At 47.7% G+C, this 21,182-nt stretch carries 21 protein-coding genes and 1 pseudogene; 16 read left to right on the forward strand and 6 right to left on the reverse strand.

Annotation, left to right across the window (positions count from 1 at the left end; genetic code table 11):
• Positions 1 to 370 precede the first annotated feature (370 nt).
• Positions 371 to 1,690 carry a branched-chain amino acid transport system II carrier protein gene (brnQ, locus tag BN1044_RS08610; RefSeq protein ID WP_072308344.1) on the forward strand — a complete coding sequence of 440 codons (1,320 nt, stop codon included), beginning with the start codon at positions 371 to 373 and terminating at the stop codon, positions 1,688 to 1,690.
• A gap of 145 nt (positions 1,691 to 1,835) precedes the next feature.
• Positions 1,836 to 3,230, forward strand: a complete 1,395-nt coding sequence (gene proY, locus BN1044_RS08615; protein WP_072308345.1) for a proline-specific permease ProY — start codon at positions 1,836 to 1,838, stop codon at positions 3,228 to 3,230.
• Positions 3,231 to 3,306: 76 nt separating this feature from the next.
• On the opposite strand, the gene BN1044_RS08620 is transcribed toward proY, so the two are convergent.
• Together BN1044_RS08620 and BN1044_RS08625 are read right to left on the reverse strand one after the other, a co-directional pair.
• A complete protein-coding gene (locus tag BN1044_RS08620) occupies positions 3,307 to 3,549 on the reverse strand; it encodes a hypothetical protein (protein WP_072308346.1) in 243 nt (80 codons plus the stop codon).
• 202 nt (positions 3,550 to 3,751) lie between these two features.
• The gene (locus BN1044_RS08625; RefSeq protein WP_072308347.1) at positions 3,752 to 5,002 is read right to left on the reverse strand and encodes a mechanosensitive ion channel family protein; all 1,251 of its coding nucleotides are present in this window, start codon (positions 5,000 to 5,002) and stop codon (positions 3,752 to 3,754) included.
• A 217-nt stretch (positions 5,003 to 5,219) separates the two neighbouring features.
• On the opposite strand from BN1044_RS08625, the gene malZ reads away from it, so the two are divergent.
• Positions 5,220 to 7,049, forward strand: coding sequence for a maltodextrin glucosidase (gene malZ / locus BN1044_RS08630; protein WP_072308348.1), 1,830 nt, complete (start codon positions 5,220 to 5,222; stop codon positions 7,047 to 7,049).
• 61 nt (positions 7,050 to 7,110) lie between these two features.
• On the opposite strand, the gene BN1044_RS08635 is transcribed toward malZ, so the two are convergent.
• Both BN1044_RS08635 and BN1044_RS08640 read right to left on the reverse strand, forming a co-directional pair.
• On the reverse strand, positions 7,111 to 7,713 hold the full coding sequence (locus tag BN1044_RS08635) for a peroxiredoxin C (protein WP_004847724.1): 603 nt from the start codon (positions 7,711 to 7,713) through the stop codon (positions 7,111 to 7,113).
• A 222-nt stretch (positions 7,714 to 7,935) separates the two neighbouring features.
• Positions 7,936 to 8,517, reverse strand: a complete 582-nt coding sequence (locus BN1044_RS08640) for an ACP phosphodiesterase (protein WP_072308349.1) — start codon at positions 8,515 to 8,517, stop codon at positions 7,936 to 7,938.
• A 187-nt stretch (positions 8,518 to 8,704) separates the two neighbouring features.
• Here BN1044_RS08640 and queA point away from each other — a divergent pair, with 187 nt between their 5' ends.
• The 5 genes from queA (at position 8,705) to secF (ending at position 14,362) form a co-directional block, all read left to right on the forward strand.
• Complete coding sequence (gene queA, locus BN1044_RS08645; protein WP_072308350.1) at positions 8,705 to 9,778, forward strand: tRNA preQ1(34) S-adenosylmethionine ribosyltransferase-isomerase QueA; 1,074 nt, start codon at positions 8,705 to 8,707, stop codon at positions 9,776 to 9,778.
• Between the two features lie 155 nt (positions 9,779 to 9,933).
• Complete coding sequence (gene tgt, locus BN1044_RS08650) at positions 9,934 to 11,061, forward strand: tRNA guanosine(34) transglycosylase Tgt (protein WP_025800036.1); 1,128 nt, start codon at positions 9,934 to 9,936, stop codon at positions 11,059 to 11,061.
• A 101-nt stretch (positions 11,062 to 11,162) separates the two neighbouring features.
• Positions 11,163 to 11,495 carry a preprotein translocase subunit YajC gene (gene yajC / locus BN1044_RS08655; protein WP_004096758.1) on the forward strand — a complete coding sequence of 111 codons (333 nt, stop codon included), beginning with the start codon at positions 11,163 to 11,165 and terminating at the stop codon, positions 11,493 to 11,495.
• 28 nt (positions 11,496 to 11,523) lie between these two features.
• Complete coding sequence (gene secD / locus BN1044_RS08660; protein WP_072308351.1) at positions 11,524 to 13,380, forward strand: protein translocase subunit SecD; 1,857 nt, start codon at positions 11,524 to 11,526, stop codon at positions 13,378 to 13,380.
• 10 nt (positions 13,381 to 13,390) lie between these two features.
• Complete coding sequence (gene secF / locus BN1044_RS08665; RefSeq protein WP_072308352.1) at positions 13,391 to 14,362, forward strand: protein translocase subunit SecF; 972 nt, start codon at positions 13,391 to 13,393, stop codon at positions 14,360 to 14,362.
• A gap of 81 nt (positions 14,363 to 14,443) precedes the next feature.
• Here secF and BN1044_RS08670 read toward each other — a convergent pair whose 3' ends face one another.
• Entirely contained in the window at positions 14,444 to 14,977 is a 534-nt protein-coding gene (locus tag BN1044_RS08670) for a DUF3251 domain-containing protein (protein WP_072308353.1), read from the reverse strand.
• 335 nt (positions 14,978 to 15,312) lie between these two features.
• Here BN1044_RS08670 and nrdR point away from each other — a divergent pair, with 335 nt between their 5' ends.
• The 6 genes from nrdR to pgpA all read left to right on the forward strand — a co-directional run bounded on the left by nrdR (position 15,313) and on the right by pgpA (position 19,651).
• Complete coding sequence (gene nrdR / locus BN1044_RS08675) at positions 15,313 to 15,762, forward strand: transcriptional regulator NrdR (protein WP_004096754.1); 450 nt, start codon at positions 15,313 to 15,315, stop codon at positions 15,760 to 15,762.
• Between the two features lie 58 nt (positions 15,763 to 15,820).
• The gene (gene ribD, locus BN1044_RS08680) at positions 15,821 to 16,945 is read left to right on the forward strand and encodes a bifunctional diaminohydroxyphosphoribosylaminopyrimidine deaminase/5-amino-6-(5-phosphoribosylamino)uracil reductase RibD (protein WP_072308354.1); all 1,125 of its coding nucleotides are present in this window, start codon (positions 15,821 to 15,823) and stop codon (positions 16,943 to 16,945) included.
• A gap of 170 nt (positions 16,946 to 17,115) precedes the next feature.
• Positions 17,116 to 17,586 carry a 6,7-dimethyl-8-ribityllumazine synthase gene (gene ribH / locus BN1044_RS08685; RefSeq protein ID WP_025800027.1) on the forward strand — a complete coding sequence of 157 codons (471 nt, stop codon included), beginning with the start codon at positions 17,116 to 17,118 and terminating at the stop codon, positions 17,584 to 17,586.
• A 20-nt stretch (positions 17,587 to 17,606) separates the two neighbouring features.
• Positions 17,607 to 18,026 (forward strand): transcription antitermination factor NusB, encoded by a 420-nt coding sequence (gene nusB / locus BN1044_RS08690; RefSeq protein WP_004096748.1) that lies wholly within the window; start codon positions 17,607 to 17,609, stop codon positions 18,024 to 18,026.
• A gap of 139 nt (positions 18,027 to 18,165) precedes the next feature.
• Entirely contained in the window at positions 18,166 to 19,143 is a 978-nt protein-coding gene (gene thiL / locus BN1044_RS08695; protein ID WP_072308355.1) for a thiamine-phosphate kinase, read from the forward strand.
• Positions 19,121 to 19,651, forward strand: a complete 531-nt coding sequence (gene pgpA / locus BN1044_RS08700) for a phosphatidylglycerophosphatase A (protein ID WP_432612983.1) — start codon at positions 19,121 to 19,123, stop codon at positions 19,649 to 19,651. The genes thiL and pgpA overlap by 23 nt, the downstream gene beginning before the upstream one ends.
• 58 nt (positions 19,652 to 19,709) lie before the next feature.
• On the opposite strand, the gene BN1044_RS08705 is transcribed toward pgpA, so the two are convergent.
• The gene (locus BN1044_RS08705) at positions 19,710 to 19,907 is read right to left on the reverse strand and encodes a hypothetical protein (RefSeq protein WP_072308357.1); all 198 of its coding nucleotides are present in this window, start codon (positions 19,905 to 19,907) and stop codon (positions 19,710 to 19,712) included.
• 480 nt (positions 19,908 to 20,387) lie between these two features.
• On the opposite strand from BN1044_RS08705, the gene tssB reads away from it, so the two are divergent.
• Both tssB and BN1044_RS08715 read left to right on the forward strand, forming a co-directional pair.
• Positions 20,388 to 20,897 (forward strand): type VI secretion system contractile sheath small subunit, encoded by a 510-nt coding sequence (gene tssB, locus BN1044_RS08710; RefSeq protein ID WP_072308358.1) that lies wholly within the window; start codon positions 20,388 to 20,390, stop codon positions 20,895 to 20,897.
• 56 nt (positions 20,898 to 20,953) lie between these two features.
• Positions 20,954 to 21,182, forward strand: a pseudogene (locus BN1044_RS08715) (hypothetical protein); the annotation flags it as partial.

Raw genomic sequence — 21,182 nt, forward strand, 5'->3', positions numbered from 1 at the left:
ACTGGTCTGCCAACTTTCTCTGGATGATGATTCCGCAAGTGAATTTAGCTCTTGTCTTTTACCTGCCAGAACGTGTTTACTTGTCGGTGTAGTCGCCATATAACGCCAGCTAATAACTTATACAGTAATCATCTGTCGGGTGGTGTAACCCACACCAATGGCTTCTCTCAGGGGAAGTCAGGGTTATGAAATCAAGACAGAGCGGCGTTTATGTGTTGGTGTGAATTATGAAGTTATGAAGAAAAAGGCGATCGTCCTATAACGCTATTTTCTTCTGTCGGCATATCTCTCATCTGTAAGGATATTTCTCCGCGGCTCATTATTCGATTGAAACTCTTTAAACTGTTATAAGGCAGCACGACATCTCATTATGACTCATCGTTTAACTTCTAAAGATATCCTGGCATTAGGATTCATGACCTTCGCGCTGTTTGTCGGTGCAGGCAATATCATATTCCCTCCGATGGTAGGGTTGCAGTCTGGCGAGCATGTCTGGATTGCGGCTATCGGTTTTCTTATCACCGCAGTAGGTTTGCCTGTTATCACCGTCGTCGCTTTGGCGAAAGTCGGTGGCGGTATCGATGCGCTGAGCACGCCAATTGGCCGTAAGGCGGGTTTGCTGCTGGCAACCGTCTGCTACCTAGCCGTAGGGCCATTGTTTGCGACTCCGCGTACGGCAACCGTTTCTTTTGAACTCGGTATCGCGCCTCTAACCGGCGACGGCGCAGCCCCATTGCTGATTTATAGCGTAGTTTACTTTGCCTTGGTCGTTGCTATTTCTCTGTATCCGGGCAAATTGCTGGATACCGTTGGTCATATTTTAGCGCCGTTGAAAATCGTTGCGCTGGCCGTTCTGGGGATCGCCGCTGTTCTGTGGCCAGCAGGTTCTCATGTTCCCGCGATTGAAATTTATCAACAGGTACCGTTCTCCAGCGGGTTCGTTAATGGCTATCTGACAATGGATACGCTTGGTGCGATGGTGTTTGGTATTGTTATCGTTAACGCGGCTCGTTCCCGCGGTGTAAGCGATACCCGTTTGCTGACGCGTTACACTATTTGGGCAGGGTTAATCGCAGGTATTGGCTTAACGCTGGTTTATCTGAGCCTGTTCAAACTGGGTTCGAGCAGCGGTGAGTTGGTGCCAGATGCTCAAAATGGGGCGGTTATTTTACACGCTTATGTTCAGCATACCTTTGGTGGTGTCGGTAGCTTGTTCTTAGCCGCGCTGATCTTTATTGCCTGTATGGTAACGGCCGTAGGCCTGACCTGTGCGTGTGCCGAATTCTTCGCTCAGTACTTGCCATTCAGCTACCGTACGCTGGTATTTATTCTGGGTCTGTTCTCTATGGTGGTATCGAATCTGGGCCTGAGCCATTTGATTCAAATCTCCATTCCAGTTCTGACCGCGATTTATCCGCCGTGCATTGTGCTGGTGGTGTTGAGCTTCACTCTGCGCTGGTGGAATTCCGCTCCGCGCGTATTTTCGCCGGTAATGGTTATTAGCTTGGTATTTGGCATCTTGGATGCGCTGAAAAGCTCTGCGTTGTCATCCCATATGCCAGCATGGACGGAGCATTTGCCGCTGGCAGGTCAAGGGTTAGCATGGTTACCACCGTCATTAGCGGTTCTGGTTGTGATGGGCATTTATGACCGCACCATGGGCGCGCGTAACGTTGCGGTGCATAACTAAAGATTACTCCAGACGGAACTCATTACATATTTAGATAGTGTATTCAGAACTCTGTGCATTTATAATCAAAAAATATGAGTTAATTTGCAGCACGGGCGTATAGCGCCCGTGTTTTTTTTGACAGGTACTAACGGGTAATTTTTGTATGCAACAACAACCCAACCAGCTGAAACGTGGGCTTAATACGCGTCACATTCGCTTTATGGCGTTAGGCTCGGCCATTGGTACTGGACTGTTTTATGGCTCTGCTGATGCCATAAAAATGGCGGGTCCGAGTGTTTTACTGGCTTATTTGATAGGCGGCGTTGTCGCTTTTATTATCATGCGTGCGCTCGGTGAGATGTCGGTCAATAATCCTCAGGCCAGCTCTTTTTCTCGCTATGCGCAGGATTATCTAGGGCCAATGGCGGGTTATATCACTGGATGGACATATTGCTTTGAAATCCTGATTGTCGCGATTGCAGATGTTACCGCGTTTGGCATCTATATGAGTGTCTGGTTTCCCGCGGTTCCGCATTGGATCTGGGTACTCAGCGTCGTACTGATCATCGGTGCGGTTAATTTGATGAGCGTGAAGGTGTTTGGCGAGCTTGAGTTTTGGTTCTCCTTCTTCAAAGTTGCCACTATCATCATCATGATTGTCGCGGGCATTGGTATCATCTTCTGGGGCATTGGAAACGGCGGCCAGCCGACGGGGATCCACAATTTGTGGAGCAACGGCGGGTTCTTCAGTAACGGCTTCGTTGGCATGATTTTCTCGCTGCAGTTGGTGATGTTTGCCTACGGTGGGATCGAAATTATCGGCATCACGGCGGGTGAAGCTGAAAATCCAAAAGTGTCGATTCCTAAAGCTATCAACTCGGTACCGCTGCGAATTCTCGTGTTTTATGTTGGTACGTTGTTCGTAATTATGTCGATCTATCCATGGAATCAGGTCGGCACGCAGGGGAGTCCGTTTGTGCTGACGTTCCAGCATTTAGGGATTACCGTAGCTGCTGGGATTTTGAACTTCGTGGTGATTACGGCATCGTTGTCCGCGATTAACAGCGATGTGTTTGGTGTGGGCCGAATGCTGCATGGTATGGCTCAGCAGGGGCATGCGCCGAAGATTTTCTCTAAGGTTTCTCGCCGTGGCATCCCGTGGGTAACGGTATTGGTGATGGTTTTAGCCTTGCTGATCGCGGTGTATCTAAACTACATCATGCCTGAAAATGTTTTCTTGGTGATTGCTTCGCTGGCAACGTTTGCTACTGTTTGGGTGTGGATCATGATCCTTTTCTCTCAGATTGCATTCCGCCGCAGCTTAAGCGCTGAACAAGTTAAAGCACTGGAATTCCCATTACGTGGGGGAATATTTACCTCGGTCATCGGTATTATTTTCCTGGTGTTTATTATTGGCCTGATTGGCTATTTCCCAGATACCCGAGTGTCGCTTTATGCTGGATTGGTTTGGGTTGTGGTGTTGCTGGCAGGCTATTGCCTAGTGAAGAAGTCAGCCAAAGTTGCATCGCAGGACAAAAAGAAACAGATCTCAGATTAAGCCAGAACCTTGATGAAATGAGAACGGAGCCAAATGGCTCCGTTTTTTTATGGGGGTTAGACGTGTAGAGGCCTTATCAACCTAATCGTAGATTTCTACCTGATTGGGCGTTTGCAGTTGGTGCAGTGACCTCATGGTGCTCTTCATCTTGCTCTTCTCGCCGAGACTCACGTACGCTGAGAATTAGCGCTTCACGAACGTCATGTAAATCGCTAGTGAGTTGAGAATAGCTTTGGTTATTTTGACTGGCAAGTTTACTGATATCGACATCGGCAGAGTGCAGACTGGTCATCAGGATCAGCGCAGACAAAAATGGCATCAGGTGTGCCCTTAGTTTACTAAGGCAAAGTGTACTGAACAATTTCCCCTCCGTTGATGTGAATAAAAGGAGTGCTATTGATAACAGGTTTTGATTATAAGGGAAGGGGGTGGACATTTTTGGCCATGTTTGACATCGCTTCCTTACCTTCAGAAACAATTATGTGAGGAAATGTCAGCTGAAGGTAAGGGATGTGTGGGCCTTAGTTTAGCTGTGTGTGGCCTATTGCCCGCATATCGTTACCTGTTGGGGTTTGATGCACACGCAGTCCGAACTCGGAAATAATCGCGAAAGTGTGATCAAAAATATCGGCCTGAATGCTTTCATACTGAGCCCACACCGTTGTATTGGTGAAAGCATAGATTTCCAGAGGCAAACCGTCAGACGTTGGCGCAAGCTGCCGAACCATGAGAGTCATGTCTTTACGGATCTGCGGATGCGCATTGAGATAGGCAATTAGATAGGCGCGAAAGGTACCCAAATTTGTCATCCGCCGACCATTTAGCGGTGAGCTGAGATCGGCATGCAACCCATTGTTATAGGTCTTGATCTCTTGGGTTTTGGCATCGATATAAGGTGCCAACAACGCGCTTTTCATCAGCCGTTGATGCTCTTCATCTGACATAAAGTGAACGCTGGTGGTATCAATATTCAAACTGCGTTTGATTCGACGCCCACCGGATTCTGACATAGCACGCCAGTTGATAAAAGAATCAGACACCAGCGCATAGGTTGGGATCATGGTGATGGTGTTATCAAAGTTGCGTACTTTGACCGTCGTCAGACCAACATCAACAACGGTACCGTTCGCACCATATTTAGCCATTTCCAGCCAGTCACCCAGCTTAAGCATGTTGTTTGCAGAGAGCTGAATACCGGCAACCAAACCTAAGATTGGGTCTTTAAACACTAACATTAGCACCGCAGCCATGGCCCCCAAACCGCTAATTAATAGCAGCGGCGACTGGCCTATCAGAAGCGAAATCATCAAAATGCCGATGATGATTGCCGCAACCAATTTTAGGCTTTGGAATATACCTCGCAAAGGCAGTTGCTCTGCGATAGACATACTGCGCGTGAGATCGAGTAGCGTATCCAACAGCGAAAAGAATGAAAGTAGCGCGTACAGCATTACCCACATTTGTGCGCAGATAATCAGGGCATCGCCCGCGTCAGTGCCGGGATGTAGCCAGAATACCGCTTGGATATTGACGATAACGCCTTGTAACGTAAAGGCTACGCGATGAAAAAGCTTATGCTGGGTAATCACTTTCAGCCATAGCATTTTGCTGTGCTGACCGCGCTTTTCTAAGCGAGAAAGTAGCACCCGATGCAAAAGCAGATGAATGATGACCGCAGTCACCATAATGAGGCCAATAACAAGAATGAGCGAAGTCACATGTGTGAACTCGATTCCATACTGTTCTAGCCATCGTTTCAGTGTGTTGTGCATTGAGCTTCCCTTTTCTTTCAAATATTTTGACGCAATAACCTGACATAGGCTAACGACTTGGCGTTTTCAGTCAACCAGAAGCGAAGCAAAGCACCAATATAAACATAATCATCGCTATCCTCCCCCTCGCTCATCCCTATAAAAAGTGGTTATAGAGGAGTGCGGCCTAATCGCAACGTGGCATGCTCTGCGTTAATCATTCGTGGGGGATAATCTTATGTTGTTTGCCTGGCATTTACCGGTACCACCGTATGTACGTTATCACGCGGAGCATCTTGAGATCCGTCTTTGGGTGCAGGGAGACGATGAACTGCCGCAGCGGGTTATGTTGAGATGCGAGCCCGATAATGAAGAGTGGCTGCTGACGATGCAGCCAGAAAAACAGGGGCATTTTATCTGTTATCAGGCCGATCTCACGCTGCTGGCCGGTGAAGCCGTACGCCGCTACTGCTTTAAATTTTTGTGGGACGATCGGCAGCAGTGGTTTGGGCCGCAGGGCTTCAGTGTCGTTCCTCCAGCGCAGATGGAGCAATTTGCGGTAGAGATCCCTACGCAGTCGCCGGAGTGGGTTGCCGATCAAGTTTTTTATCAGATCTTCCCCGATCGTTTCGCCGCGAGCGGACAGGATCATTCGGTGGAAAATGACAGTTATTATCACCATGCTGTGCAGCGCAAGGTAATTCGCAAAGACTGGGACGATCCTTTGACGGAGGAAAATGCCTCTTCCACTTTTTACGGCGGTGATTTAGACGGAATTGTCGAACGTTTACCTTATCTGCAGGAGATTGGTGTTACAGCTCTGTATCTCAATCCGATCTTTACCGCTCCTAGCAACCACAAATATGACACTGAAGATTATTATCAGGTCGATCCCTATCTTGGCGGTAATGACGCGTTGGTACGCCTGCGTGAGGCAACGCAAAAGTTGGGTATGCGTCTGATCCTTGACGGCGTCTTTAACCACACGGGAGATACCCATCCGTGGTTTGATCGTTATCAGCAACGTACGGGTGGGGCATTTTACGATCTTGCCTCTCCTCATCGTACACGTTTCACTTTTACCGCTGACGGACGAGTGCTTGATTGGAAAGGAAACTCAACGTTACCCAAGCTTGACTTCTCGAGTCAGGCCGTGGTGGACAGCGTTTATCAGGCGGACGATAGCGTACTGCGGCACTGGTTGAGAGAGCCTTACCACATTGATGGCTGGAGGCTTGATGTGGTGCATATGCTGGGGGAAGGAGGGACTGCACGGGGTAACTTGCATCACCTTGCGGGGATGTATCGTGCGGTAAAAAATGAAAATCCTCACGCTTATGTATTTGGTGAGCACTTTGGTGATGCGCGGCGTTGGCTGCAGGCTGGTGTGGAAGATGGCGCGATGAACTATATGGGTTTTGCGCTGCCAGTGCGTTCGTTTTTAGCCGGGGTTGATGTGGCTTATCAGCCGATCCAGCTTGATGCTCAGCAGTGTGCCGAGTGGATGGAAGGCTACCGGGCAGGCTTATCGCATACTCAGCAGTTGGCTATGTTCAATCAACTGGATAGTCATGACACCGCGCGCTTTTTAACTTTATTGGCCGATAAACCACAGCGTATGCGCATGGCGCTAGTTTGGCTCTTCACCTGGATTGGCGTGCCATGTTTATATTACGGTGATGAAATTGGTCTTGATGGGGGCAACGATCCGTTTTGCCGTAAAACATTCCCTTGGGATGAGTCACGCTGGGACGGTGATTTATTGGCGTTAACTAAACAGATCACGACCTTAAGACACCACAGTAACGCATTACGGCGAGGCGGATGCATGGTGGTACATGCTCGCGCCAATACGCTGGTATTTGTTCGTCAGTATGAAGATGAAACGCTGCTCATTGCGCTGCAACGAGATGGCGAAGGACACTGTGTTTTGTCTAATTCGCCAATAATTCCGACGGGCAGTTGGGAAAAATTCGACGGCGAGGGGAAATTGGCTCAAGAGGCTGACTATATCGAACTGACTTTACCTACCGAAAGTGCAACTGTCTGGCAGTGGTCTGCTGCCTAATACATCCTTTAGCTAATAAAAAAGCGGCCAATTGGCCGCTTTTCTCACATTGCTAACTGAATTACAGTTTAGCAGCGTTTTCAGACAGGTATTTAGCGACGCCGTCTGGAGACGCGCCCATACCTTCTTGGCCTTTTTCCCACTGAGCTGGGCAAACATCACCGTGCTCTTCGTGGAACTGCAGCGCATCAACCATACGCAGCATTTCATCGATGTTACGGCCCAGAGGCAGGTCGTTAACAACCTGGTGGCGAACCACACCTTCTTTGTCGATCAGGAATGAACCGCGCAGCGCAACGCCAGCTTCTGGGTGTTCGATGCCGTATGCCTGCATGATTTCGTGTTTGATGTCAGCAACCAGTGGATACTGAACTTCACCGATGCCGCCATTGTCGACAGGGGTTTTACGCCATGCGTTATGAACGAATTCAGAGTCCATTGAAACGCCAACAACTTCAACGCCACGGGATTTGAATTCTTTGTAACGATGATCAAAAGCAATCAGCTCAGAAGGACATACGAAAGTGAAGTCCATTGGCCAGAAGAAGACAACCGCTGGCTTGCCTTTAGTAAATTCTTTGAAGTTGAAGTTTTCAACGATTTCACCGTTGCCCAGTACGGCAGCGGCAGTAAAGTCAGGGGCTTGACGAGTAACCAGGACCATATTAACTCCTGTTAATTGTATGTTGGATGGATGATTAAATTCTTAGGTCGGGAGTCACTATACGTATTAAACGTTGGTGAATAAAGCGTAAAGCGCCGATTGATAAGATAGCTTTTACCTATCAATAATGCAAAAGGGTAAAAGTAAAGATTGGTATATAACATAGCGCTTTTGTAAAAAAGGGCAATAGGGAAACGCACTAACTGTTAACAGCGTCAGTGTTTATAGGGTCTTTGCCTTTGCTCGGGCGATCATTTGTGGATAAAACTGCCAAAATGTTTGCTCAAGAAGGGTGTAGTTATTTTCGATATCGTTAAAAGATCCCGCCAGCGCACCGAGTTTCGGCCTGCGATTTGCCATACCTTGTAACACTTTGGCAATAAATGGCAGTTCAGCGTAGCGTTCTAGCCAGCGCTCTTGCCACATATAGGCATTGAGGTTCTGAAAGCGCTCTGGAGAATTTGGCAGCATCGGCACAATTTCAATTTGAGCACGGTTAACGAAAGAATGGAGAGAGATGTCTGGCTCCAATTCTTGCCAGTGCAGGGCGAGAAAATGATCCCATACGACATCAAGCGTGATGGGCGCAACGCGGCGAAATTCTTCGCGGAAAAAGCGTTTCGCCTCTAAAACTTGCGGGAGGCGGTCGATCATCACATCAACTCTGCGATGCATGAATATGCCGTCGATAACCTTTTCTGAGTAATTTCCCTGTGGGTTACCGCGGACAAAATCGGCCAAAATATTGCCATACAGCGAGCTGTTGGCCAGTGAGGCAAGATGAAGGTGTGCGAGAAAATTCATCTAACCATTATAAATGAGAATGAAGATGTTTAATCCATGTTTTTTATGTGGGTAAGGATTCCTATTAATAAAGACTAATAACATCCTTAACCGCTTAACAGTTGCAGCCGAACGCTTGCGGCTCTAGACTAAGCGGCCTGTTTTTTGCGTGCTCCTACGTCTGCTATATATAGAGTGAATACTAACCATGCGTGTTTCTGATTTTTCGTTTGAACTTCCCGATAACCTTATTGCTCGCTATCCACAAGCAGAGCGTAGCGCGTGCCGTTTGTTATCGCTAGACGGGCCAACGGGAAAATTAGAGCACGGCGTTTTCACTGATGTTCTGGATAAAATTGAAGCAGGCGACCTGCTGATTTTCAATAATACCCGCGTTATTCCTGCTCGTCTGTTTGGCCGCAAAGCCAGTGGCGGTAAACTAGAAGTGTTGGTTGAGCGTGTGCTGGACGATACCCGAGTATTGGCACATGTGCGCGCTTCGAAGTCGCCTAAACCTGGGGCTGAGCTGCTGCTGGGGGATAACGAAGATATTCGTGCCACCATGGTTGCACGTCATGACACGTTATTTGAACTGCGCTTTGACGACGGTCGTGATGTGCTGACGATCCTAAATGCAGCGGGTCATATGCCATTACCACCTTATATCGACCGTCCTGACGAAGATGCCGACCGTGAACTGTATCAAACTGTCTATAGTTCCCGTCCTGGTGCCGTAGCTGCACCGACTGCGGGTCTGCACTTTGATGAGCCGTTGCTAGAAAAACTACGCGCCAAAGGCGTTGAGATGGCCTTTGTGACACTGCATGTTGGCGCGGGGACGTTCCAGCCAGTGCGTGTTGATACCATCGAAAATCACACCATGCATTCCGAATATGCCGAAGTGCCACAGGATGTGGTTGATGCTGTGCTGGCATGTAAGGCGCGTGGCAATCGCGTTATTGCGGTAGGAACAACGTCCGTTCGATCGATCGAAAGCGCGGCAGCGGCGGCAAAAGATGCACTCATCACGCCATTTTTTGATGACACGCAAATCTTTATCTATCCGGGCTATCACTATCAGGTGATTGATGCTCTGATAACCAACTTCCATTTGCCTGAATCCACGCTGATCATGTTGGTGTCTGCTTTTGCGGGTTATCAAAATACTATGCATGCGTACCACGAAGCGGTGGCGAAGGAATATCGTTTCTTTAGCTATGGGGATGCCATGTTTATTACCCGTAGCGAGCTAGCAGAGCAAGAAAAAATCTCTGCTGAGTGATTTCGTGGCCCGTAGAGCTGTTGATAAGACGCAGCATACGGGCCAATTTTTGCCCATAAAATGTTTAGCTTCCCGCTCTGACGGGTATGTTGAATAGGGCTTCTTTCCATTAGGAATGCAACATCAGACTGTTTTTCTGATGCTGGAGGTTTTGAGTGAAGTACGAATTAGATACTACAGATGGCCGTGCTCGTCGCGGTCGTTTGATTTTCGATCGTGGCGTGGTTGAAACACCTGCGTTTATGCCTGTTGGGACCTACGGTACCGTTAAAGGAATGACGCCAGAAGAGGTGAAAGAAACCGGCGCACAAATCTTGCTGGGTAATACTTTCCACCTTTGGCTACGTCCAGGACAGGAAATTATGAAACTACACGGCGATTTGCATGACTTCATGCAGTGGAAAGGTCCTATTCTGACCGATTCCGGTGGTTTTCAGGTCTTTAGCCTAGGCAAAATGCGTAAGATCAAAGAGGAAGGTGTCCATTTCCGCCACCCGATCAACGGCTCACCGATTTTCTTAAGTCCTGAAAAATCGATGGAAATTCAGTACGATCTGGGTTCTGATATCGTCATGATCTTTGATGAGTGTACGCCGTACCCTGCTGATTGGGATTACGCCAAGAGCTCTATGGAGATGTCTCTGCGCTGGGCAAAACGCAGCCGTCAGCGCTTTGATGAACTGGGCAATAAAAACTCTCTGTTCGGGATTATTCAGGGCGGTGTTTACGAAGATTTACGAGATGTATCACTAAAAGGGCTGGTAGATATCGGCTTTGATGGTTACGCTGTGGGCGGCTTGGCCGTGGGCGAGCCAAAGGAAGACATGCACCGTATTCTGGAACATGTTTGTCCGCAAATTCCTGAGGATAAGCCTCGCTACCTGATGGGCGTAGGTAAACCGGAAGATTTGGTGGAAGGTGTACGCCGTGGAATCGACATGTTCGATTGCGTGATGCCAACTCGAAATGCGCGTAATGGTCATTTGTTTGTGACCAACGGTATTGTAAAAATCCGTAACGCCCAATATAAAGATGACGTCACAACGCTGGATGCAGAGTGTGATTGCTATACCTGCCGCAACTATAGCCGTGCTTATTTGCATCACCTTGACCGTTGTAATGAAATTCTTGGTGCTCGCTTAAACACGATCCACAACTTGCGCTATTATCAGCGTTTGATGGCTGGTTTACGTCAGGCCATTGAAGACGGTAAATTAGACGAGTTCGTGGCCGATTTTTATGGTCGACAGGGTAAACCTGTTCCGCCAGTGGGCGCCAAATAAATTTAGGCCGGCAGGAGCGATACCTGCCGGCTTTTAGAATGGCTTGTTTCTGGCTGTTTGTAGTTGCATTCAATCTGTAGTTAATAATGAGGGATATTTAGATGAGTTTATTCATTTCCGACGCTGTGGCATCTGCTGGGGCACCGGCTCAGGGCAGCCCGTACTCTTTGGTTATCATGCTGGTAGTGTTCGGCCTGATTTTCTATTTCATGATCCTGCGTCCACAGCAGAAACGTGCGAAAGAACATAAAAAACTGATGGATGCCATCAGCAAGGGTGATGAAGTTCTGACCAACGGCGGTTTGATCGGTCGCGTAACGAAAGTTGCTGAGACGGGTTACATTGCCATTGCTCTGAACGATACCACCGAAGTTATCATCAAACGTGATTTCGTGACCGCTGTTCTGCCGAAAGGTACGATGAAAGCGCTGTAATTTTTTGATTTTCCCTAAGGGAACTGCCGTGTTAAACCGTTATCCTTTGTGGAAGTACATCATGCTGATCGTGGCGCTTGCCGTTGGTCTGCTTTACGCACTTCCTAACCTTTATGGCGAGGATCCGGCTGTTCAGATCACTGGCGCGCGCGGTGTCGCCGCCAGTGAAACAACACTGGTCCAAGTCCGTGATGAGCTTGAAAAACAGCACATCGCCAGCAAGTCTATTGCGCTGGAAAATGGTGCCATTTTGGCACGCTTCAAAGATACTGACGTTCAGCTCCGTGCACGTGAAGTGCTGATGGATATGCTGGGCGACAAATACGTTATTGCATTGAACCTTGCTCCGGCAACGCCGATGTGGCTTGAAGCCATTGGCGCGGAACCGATGAAGTTAGGTCTGGATCTGCGCGGTGGTGTGCACTTCCTGATGCAGGTTGATATGGAAACGGCTCTGAGCAAACTGCAAGAGCAAAGTATGGATATGCTGCGCAGTGATTTGCGTGAAAAGGGCATTCCATATTCAACAATCCGTAAAACTGACGGTTCCTCCAATGGCGTCCTGATTACATTCCGTGATGCAGCGACTCGTGATAAAGCGAGCAGCTATCTTTCGCCTCGTTACCTTAATAATCTAGTCTTTAGCAAGGTTGGCGATAATGGTCTGAAAGCAGTAATGACCGATCAGCGTCTGCAAGAAGCTCGCGAATATGCTGTTCAGCAGAACATCAATATCTTGCGTAACCGCGTCAACCAGTTGGGTGTTGCCGAACCGCTCGTTCAGCGTCAAGGTGCAGATCGCATCGTGGTTGAGCTGCCGGGTATTCAAGATACTGCACGTGCAAAAGAGATTCTGGGTGCAACCGCGACCTTGGAATTCCGTTTGGTAAACTCGAATGCTGACAGCACTGCTGCTGCTAGTGGGCGTGTGCCGGGTGATTCCGAAGTGAAGTACACACGTGATGGGCGTCCGATCGTGATGTATAAGCGCGTTATCCTGACCGGCGATCATATTACCGATTCTACCTCGAGCCAAGACGAGTTTAACCGCCCTCAGGTTAATATCTCGCTCGACAGCGCCGGTGGTAGCGCGATGTCTAACTTTACGAAGGATAACATCGGTAAACCGATGGCAACTCTGTTCGTTGAGTATAAAGACAGCGGTAAGAAAGATGCGGGCGGCAAATCAATTCTGGCTAAGCAAGAAGAAGTGATTAACGTTGCGACTATTCAGTCTCGTTTGGGGAATAGCTTCCGTATCACCGGTATCGATAACCCGAATGAAGCACGTCAGCTTTCGTTGCTGCTGCGCGCGGGTGCGTTGATTGCGCCAATTCAGATCGTTGAAGAACGCACTATCGGCCCGACTCTAGGCGCTGAGAATATTACCCAAGGTCTGGAAGCGTGCTTGGCTGGTTTGGTTATCTCGATCCTGTTCATGCTGTTCTTCTATAAGAAATTTGGTCTGATAGCGACCTCTGCGTTGCTGGCTAACCTCGTGCTAATCGTTGGGATTATGTCTCTGCTGCCGGGGGCGACTCTGACCATGCCGGGTATTGCGGGGATTGTGTTAACCCTTGCAGTAGCAGTAGATGCTAACGTACTGATAAACGAACGTATTAAGGAAGAACTTAGTAACGGGCGTTCAGTACAGCAGGCGATCAACGAAGGTTATCAAGGCGCATTCAGCTCCATTTTTGATGCTAACGTTACGACGCTTATCAAGGTCATCATCCTGTATGCCGTTGGCACCGGGGCAATTAAAGGCTTTGCGATCACGACCGGTATTGGTGTGGCGACGTCAATGTTTACCGCCATCATCGGTACTCGTGCCATCGTAAACCTATTGTACGGCGGCAAGCGCATCAACAAGCTGTCTATCTGAGGAGTGCGTTGTGGCACAGGAATATAGTGTTGAGCAATTAAACTACGGCCGTAGAGTCTATGACTTTATGCGCTGGGACTACTGGGCTTTCGGTATTTCTGGTTTTCTGTTGATACTTTCTATCGCAATTATTGGCGTGAATAAGTTCAACTTAGGACTCGATTTTACCGGTGGTACCGTCATCGAAGTTTCGCTGGAAAAACCAGCGGATATGGACATGATGCGTGATGCTTTGCAGAAAGCCGGCTTCGTTGATCCGCTGTTGCAGAATTTTGGTAGCAGCCGTGACATTGTTGTGCGTATGCCTCCGACTACCAGCGAAGCGAGTGGTGAAGCGTTAGGCAGCAAAGTCCTTGGCGTGATTAACGAGGCCACCAACCAGAATGCAACGGTAAAGCGTATTGAGTTTGTCGGGCCGAGCGTTGGTGAAGATCTGGCACAGCACGGTGCGATGGCGCTGTTGGTAGCGCTGCTTGCCATTTTGATCTACGTTGGTGTTCGGTTCGAATGGCGTTTAGCTGCTGGGGTGGTTATTGCATTGCTGCATGACGTGATCATCACCTTGGGCGTATTGTCGTTGTTCCATATTGAGATCGATTTAACCATCGTCGCATCGCTGATGTCGGTTATCGGCTACTCACTTAACGATAGTATCGTGGTTTCCGACCGTATTCGTGAGAATTTCCGCAAGATCCGCCGCGGAACACCTTACGAAATCTTCAACGTGTCGTTGACACAAACGTTACATCGAACATTGATCACTTCAGGCACCACGTTGATGGTTATCCTGATGCTGTATTTATTCGGTGGGCCGATGCTGAAGGGCTTCTCGCTGACCATGCTGATCGGTGTTTCTATCGGTACGGCCTCTTCCATCTATGTCGCATCCGCGCTGGCGTTGAAACTTGGTATGAAGCGTGAACACATGTTGCAGCAGAAGGTAGAAAAAGAAGGGGCGGATCAGCCGTCAATTCTGCCGTAATAACCGTGAAATACTGTTGGTTAGAGTGACAAAAAACCCCGCCTCGGCGGGGTTTTTTTATGCTTGCATGTCAGCGTAAAACTACTGACGTTCTAAGCCACTGAGGCGGATGAAACCAAGGTACTCCGGCGAGATATCGCTAAAGCGGACTTCCATGCTGGTGACATTGGTTGGTGCAGCAGGGCTCGTGAAGCTGATATTTTGCGACAGGATACTGCTTTGGTCAGGTTCCAGCGTTGCCTGATTTAACGTACCCCATTCCAGAGAGCCGGTGAAGCTAGGCAAAATCGAACCATTGGCCGTTTTGATCTGCAATACGGCTTTGCTGCCGTCTGCTTCAGGCTCAAGATGGCTGATTAAGATGCGTAGTTGACCAAGACTTGTGATCCCTAATGCGTCACTATTAGCCGCAGGGATCAGGTAAATACGCTGTTCATTATTTTCGTTCATCGCTTTCTGACGCTCCAGATACTCAGCTTCAGTGCTTAGTTTCTGGACTTTTTGTGTCAGCTCCTGAACTTCAGACTGAAGAGCTTCAGTTTTAGGATCAGAAGCGCATGCCGTTAGCATCAATGCCAAAGGGGCAAGCACGAATAAAGGGCGGAATATAGACATAGATCGCTCGATTTATTATGGACATAGATAAAAGATTAATCGCCTTTGCTCTGAATGTCACATGCTAATTGCTTTGTTTCCGATATCAATAAGTATAGTTTGCTGGAAATAATGCGTAATAAGTTTGTCTATTCAGGTTTCTTGAAACTTGAGAACGATTAGCGCTGAGACAACAATGAGACAACAAATAGTGCAGAAAAGGCATTAAATAGCACTCATTGGTCAATGTTCGATGGAAATGTGTTATTTACCGCATAATTGGTAAACTGACTTCCTTTTGTTGTTATGTCACTTCGGGGTACACTAGCGTTATCTCAGGCCTTTCAGGAAGAGCTATGCATTGCCCATTTTGTTCCGCCGTTGATACCAAAGTTATTGATTCCCGTTTGGTTGGTGATGGTACTCAAGTGCGCCGCCGCCGCCAGTGTCTGGTTTGTAACGAACGTTTCACCACCTTTGAGGTTGCTGAACTGGTGATGCCTCGCGTCATCAAAAGTAATGACGTTCGAGAACCGTTTAACGAAGATAAGTTACGCAGTGGCATCTTAAAAGCATTAGAAAAACGCCCTGTAAACTCAGATGACGTTGAAATGGCGATCAGCCATATTAAATCTCAGTTACGTGCCACCGGCGAGCGCGAAGTTCCTACTAAAATGGTAGGCAACCTCGTCATGGATGCGCTGAAAAAACTCGATAAAGTTGCCTATATCCGCTTTGCTTCCGTATATCGTAGCTTTGAAGACATCCGCGAGTTTGGCGAAGAAATCGCGAAACTACAAGACTAGGCTATTTCAGTATTTGAGAGTACCAGCTTAGCGTTTATTTCATTTTTGGACGATATTTATGCAGCAAGATCAGCAGCGTGGCGACGAATTTTATATGGCGAGAGCCTTTGAGCTAGCACGCCGTGGGCGTTTCACCACCACGCCGAATCCCAATGTTGGCTGCGTTGTCGTTCTTAACAATGAGATTGTAGGGGAAGGTTATCACCTACGCGCCGGTGAGCCTCACGCAGAGGTTCATGCGTTACGTATGGCAGGGGAGAAAGCCCGCGGCGCAACGGCCTATGTCACCCTTGAACCATGCAGCCATCACGGACGCACACCACCTTGTGCCGATGCGTTAATCGCTGCTGGCGTCAGCCGAGTGGTTGCGGCAATGCAGGATCCGAACCCCAACGTCGCAGGACGCGGTCTATTCAAGCTGCAACAAGCAGGTATCGATGTTAGTCATGGTCTGATGATGAATGAAGCCGAAGCCGTCAACCGTGGCTTTCTCAAACGCATGCGGACTGGTTTCCCTTTTGTGCAACTGAAGATGGCGGCATCTTTAGATGGCAAAACGGCGATGGCATCTGGCGAAAGTCAGTGGATCACGTCGGCTGCGGCACGGCAGGACGTGCAGCGATACCGTGCCCAGAGCTCAGCAATATTGAGCTCCAGCGCCACGGTGCTGGCTGATGATCCCTCACTTACCGTGCGCTGGGATGAATTAGATGTAACGACTCAGCAGGCCTACCCGAAAGAGCATCTTCGCCAACCGCTACGCGTTATTGTTGATAGCCAAAACCGCGTCACACCAGCGCATAAAATTGTCTCACAGCTGGGCGAGACGCTGTTGGCAAGAATTCATCCTGATGAACAAGTGTGGCCAGAAGGTGTCAAGCAACTCTCTATTCCACAGTACGGCCAAGGGCTGGATCTGGTTGTGTTAATGATGCAACTGGGCAAGCAGCAGATCAATTCGGTTTGGGTGGAAGCTGGTGCATCCTTGGCCGGAGCTTTGCTACAGGCTGGCTTAGTCGATGAGCTGATTGTTTATATTGCGCCAAAACTGCTGGGCGATAGCGCGCGCGGTTTGTGCGTATTACCTGGTTTGACTGAACTGGCGGATGCACCTCAGTTTGTATTTAGCGAAGTGATGCCTGTGGGCTCAGATTTACGTGTTGTACTACGTAACGCGTACTAATCATGCTCTGAACGTTGTTTTTACTGCTTTATTTTTGTTTCATCTCATCGCCTGCCCCAAGTTAGCGAAATGCACCTGAGCAGGGGACGAAAGAATGTGGTAGAATCCGCCCCCCTATTCGCTCTGAAGAGAGATAGGGGTATTGAACATAAAGATTTTAAGGAAACTGTATGAAAACGATTGAAGGCGTTGTTGCTGCTCCACAGGCTCGTGTTGCTATCGCTATTGCGCGTTTTAACAATTTCATTAACGACAGCTTGCTGGAAGGTGCGATTGACGCCCTGAAACGTATTGGCCAGGTTTCTGATGACAATATCACTGTAGTTTGGGTTCCGGGCGCCTACGAACTGCCATTAGCCGTTCGCGCGCTGACCGACACTAACCGCTATGATGCGGTTGTCGCTTTGGGAACCGTAATCCGTGGCGGTACTGCCCACTTTGAATTTGTTGCAGGAGAATGCAGCTCTGGTCTGGCAAGTGTAGCCATGAACAGCGTTGTACCTGTCGCATTTGGCGTACTGACTACCGAAAGTATCGAACAAGCCATTGAACGTGCTGGGACTAAAGCGGGCAATAAAGGTGCAGAAGCTGCCCTGACCGCTCTCGAAATGATCAATGTTCTTAAAGCAATTAAAGCCTGATTTTTAGTAAGGGGAATTCCGTGAAACCTGCTGCTCGCCGCCGCGCCCGTGAATGTGCTGTTCAAGCACTTTATTCTTGGCAGATATCCAAAAACGACATTGCTGATGTTGAGTATCAGTTCTTGTCAGAGCAGGACGTCAAAGATGTCGATATTAGCTACTTCCGTGAGCTATTGTCTGGTGTCGCTACTAACGCAGAATATTTGGATGGCCTGATGGCGCCAGTATTATCGCGTCAGTTGGAAGAATTGGGTCAGGTTGAGAGAGCGGTTCTGCGTATTTCTCTGTTTGAACTGAGCAAGCGCGAAGACGTCCCTTACAAAGTTGCAATTAATGAAGGTATTGAGCTCGCAAAAACTTTTGGCGCTGAAGATAGCCACAAGTTTGTTAACGGCGTACTAGATAAAGTTGCTCCAACAATTCGTAAATCTAAAAGATAAGATTGCTGTTCAGGTTTACCTGACGGAAGCCCTCGGGCCATTTCGTACACCCAAAAAGGCCGGTTCTCCGGCCTTTTTGTTGGGCAAAATTAGGTAAACATAGAAGAGTAGTATCATTAAACCACTCAGGAAATGTGTTATGGCATGCGGCGAATTTGATGTTATTGCCCGCTACTTTAACCGTCATCGGACGGCTCGTCGGGATGTGCAGCAGGGAATTGGTGATGATTGTGCTCTGCTTTCCGTTTCTGAAAAACAGCTGATTGCAATCAGCACCGATACCCTAGTATCTGGCATTCATTTCTTACCTGATATCGATCCTGCCGATTTAGGCTATAAATCTTTAGCTGTAAACCTGAGCGATTTGGCGGCTATGGGGGCAGATCCTGCATGGGTTTCTTTGGCACTGACGCTCCCTGAAATCAATGAGCCGTGGCTTGCACGTTTTAGCGATAGTTTATTCGAGCAGCTTGATTATTACGGTATGCAGCTAATTGGCGGTGACACCACCCGCGGCCCGTTAAGCATCACCTACACCATCAATGGCCTAGTGCCTGCTGGACGCGCATTACTGCGCAGCGGCGCCCGTATCGGTGATTGGATTTATGTTACCGGTACGTTAGGAGATAGCGCCGCTGGATTAGCTATTTTACAGAATCGACTTTCGGTAGAAGATGATGAGGAGCGTAATGCGCTAATTCATCGCCATCTGCGACCCCATCCGCGCGTGTTACAAGGACAAGCATTGAGAGATCTTGCCAGCTCGGCGATTGATATTTCTGATGGTGTTGTCTCAGACTTGGGGCATATTCTGAAAGCTAGCGATTGTGGTGCTAATCTCTACCTAGACGATTTACCGATGTCAGCAAGCTTAACGAATAATACAACACCGGAACAGGCACTACGGTGGGCGTTGTCCGGCGGCGAAGATTACGAGCTATGTTTTACCGTTCCTGAGCTGCATCGTGGTGCGTTAGATGTTGCACTAGGCTTGTTGGGCGCTGATTTTACCTGCATTGGACAAATTGCCCCAGCGGCTGATGGTATGCGGTTCTGGCGTGGTAACGCTCAGGTGGAATTAGATCTTCAAGGATTTGACCATTTTGGCAAAGATTAGCAAGTACGACAGCCAGGCTGCGAAAGCGCGCCTGCGCATGAGCAACCCGTGGCATTTACTAGCAACAGGATTCGGCAGCGGTTTGAGCCCGATTATGCCCGGGACTATGGGGTCTATAGCCTCAATCCCGTTTTGGCTATTGTTGATCCAGCTACCGTGGCAGCTTTACTCGCTGGTCGTGATGTTTAGTATTTGCATCGGGGTTTATATCTGTCATCGCACGGCGAAGGATATGAAAACACACGACCACGGCAGCATTGTGTGGGACGAGTTTGTTGGCATGTGGATAACGCTGATGGCCCTACCCGTCAATAGTTGGCAATGGGTGCTAGGCGGTTTTCTAGTCTTTCGTGTGCTGGATATCTGGAAGCCGTGGCCAATTCGCTGGTTCGATCGTAATGTTCACGGCGGCATGGGTATCATGGTGGATGATATCGTGGCGGGTGTCCTCTCCGCGGTGATTATCTATGTGATTGGTCATCATTGGCCGATAGCGTTATTTGGTTAATGTATCCTCAGAGGTTATTGCAGGGCGTAGAAGCTGTGCGATAACCTACTTAGACATTTTATAATAATTGGTTTATTTCTCTCCAAGAATCACTCAAAGCTGCCTGCCTGCCTGCCTGCCTGCCCTGATATGTCATTTCTAACTCTGTAATTTCTTCATATTTTATCTGAATATCTAATGTGGTAATGGTGTTTTTGCCGCAGTATTGCAACCCGAACCGATATTTGCCTTGTCGAAAAATAATTACCTGATTCATAGGGTTACTGTTGTAGGAACAAGGGGCTCTCTTTGTTTGAGGTCCAAGCATGGTTATCACGGCTAGGCTCACCATATGTCATACGGCCTAAACATAAGCACTGGTGCTGCCAAATTAGGTGTAGTGGATTGCGGCTCCTAATGTCTCACTACAATATTTTAGTATGAGTAAATTGTATTTATAGTCATGTGTTTAATTGATTATGGATGTATACCGTCAGAATATCAAAGATGATTGATTTCATATTATTTGTGGTGGCGTGAATTTATATTTTTTGGATTTATTTGTATTTTGAATATTAATTCATTTTTCATTTGATGAAATTATTTATGTAACTTAGTTTAATTGTATTGAATGAATAAATAAATTTTTAGAAATTATAATAGATAATAAAAAATGTTATAAAACTTATTGCATAGATTGCTAGCGAAGCAATCCGTTTTTAGTTTTATTTTTCTCATTGACTAATCGGATTATTATATGAATAAGAAATCAGAAGGTAGTGTCGCTCCCAAGGAACGAATTAATATAAAGTATGTTCCATCTACGGGGGAGCAGCATGATGAAGTTGAATTACCTTTAAATCTGCTTGTTATTGGCGATTTAAAAGGGACAACAGAAGATGCTTTAATTGAGGAGAGGCCTGCGGTCTCTATCGATAAGTATAACTTCTCATCGGTAATGAAGGAAGCTGATATACAGCTAGATATGGATGTACCAAATCGCCTAGAAGACAATGCTAAAGACGACCTACGCGTACGGCTTAACTTTGAATCAATGATTGATTTTACCCCCGACCGTGTCGCCCGTCAGGTTCCAGAGCTAAATAAACTTTTAGAGCTTAGAGAAGCACTGGTGGCATTAAAGGGGCCATTAGGGAATATTCCAGCCTTTCGTTCTCGCTTACAATCGTTATTGTCTGATGAATCGTTAAGAGACCAGCTATTAAGCGAGCTAAATATGTCTATTGCTGCTGGTGAATCTAAATAACATTATTATGTTATTTGTTCTGAGAATGTTTTGAGTGTAAAAAAGGAATTAACCCAATGTCATCAGAAACAGAATTAGAAGGATACAACGTTGAAGAGCGTGAGTATTCACCTTCATTACTAAATGAAATAATGGCTCAGACACGACTGACCCCTGGCGACGATGCCTATGATATTGCCAAGCAAGGAGTTTCAGCATTTATTAGCAATATCCTAGAAAATGGAAGCAATAACGAGCCTATCAATAAATTATTAGTTGACCGTATGATTGCCGAGCTAGACAGTG

Origin of the sequence: Hafnia alvei, from assembly GCF_900095695.1 — a bacterium.
GTDB lineage: Bacteria > Pseudomonadota > Gammaproteobacteria > Enterobacterales > Enterobacteriaceae > Hafnia > Hafnia alvei_B.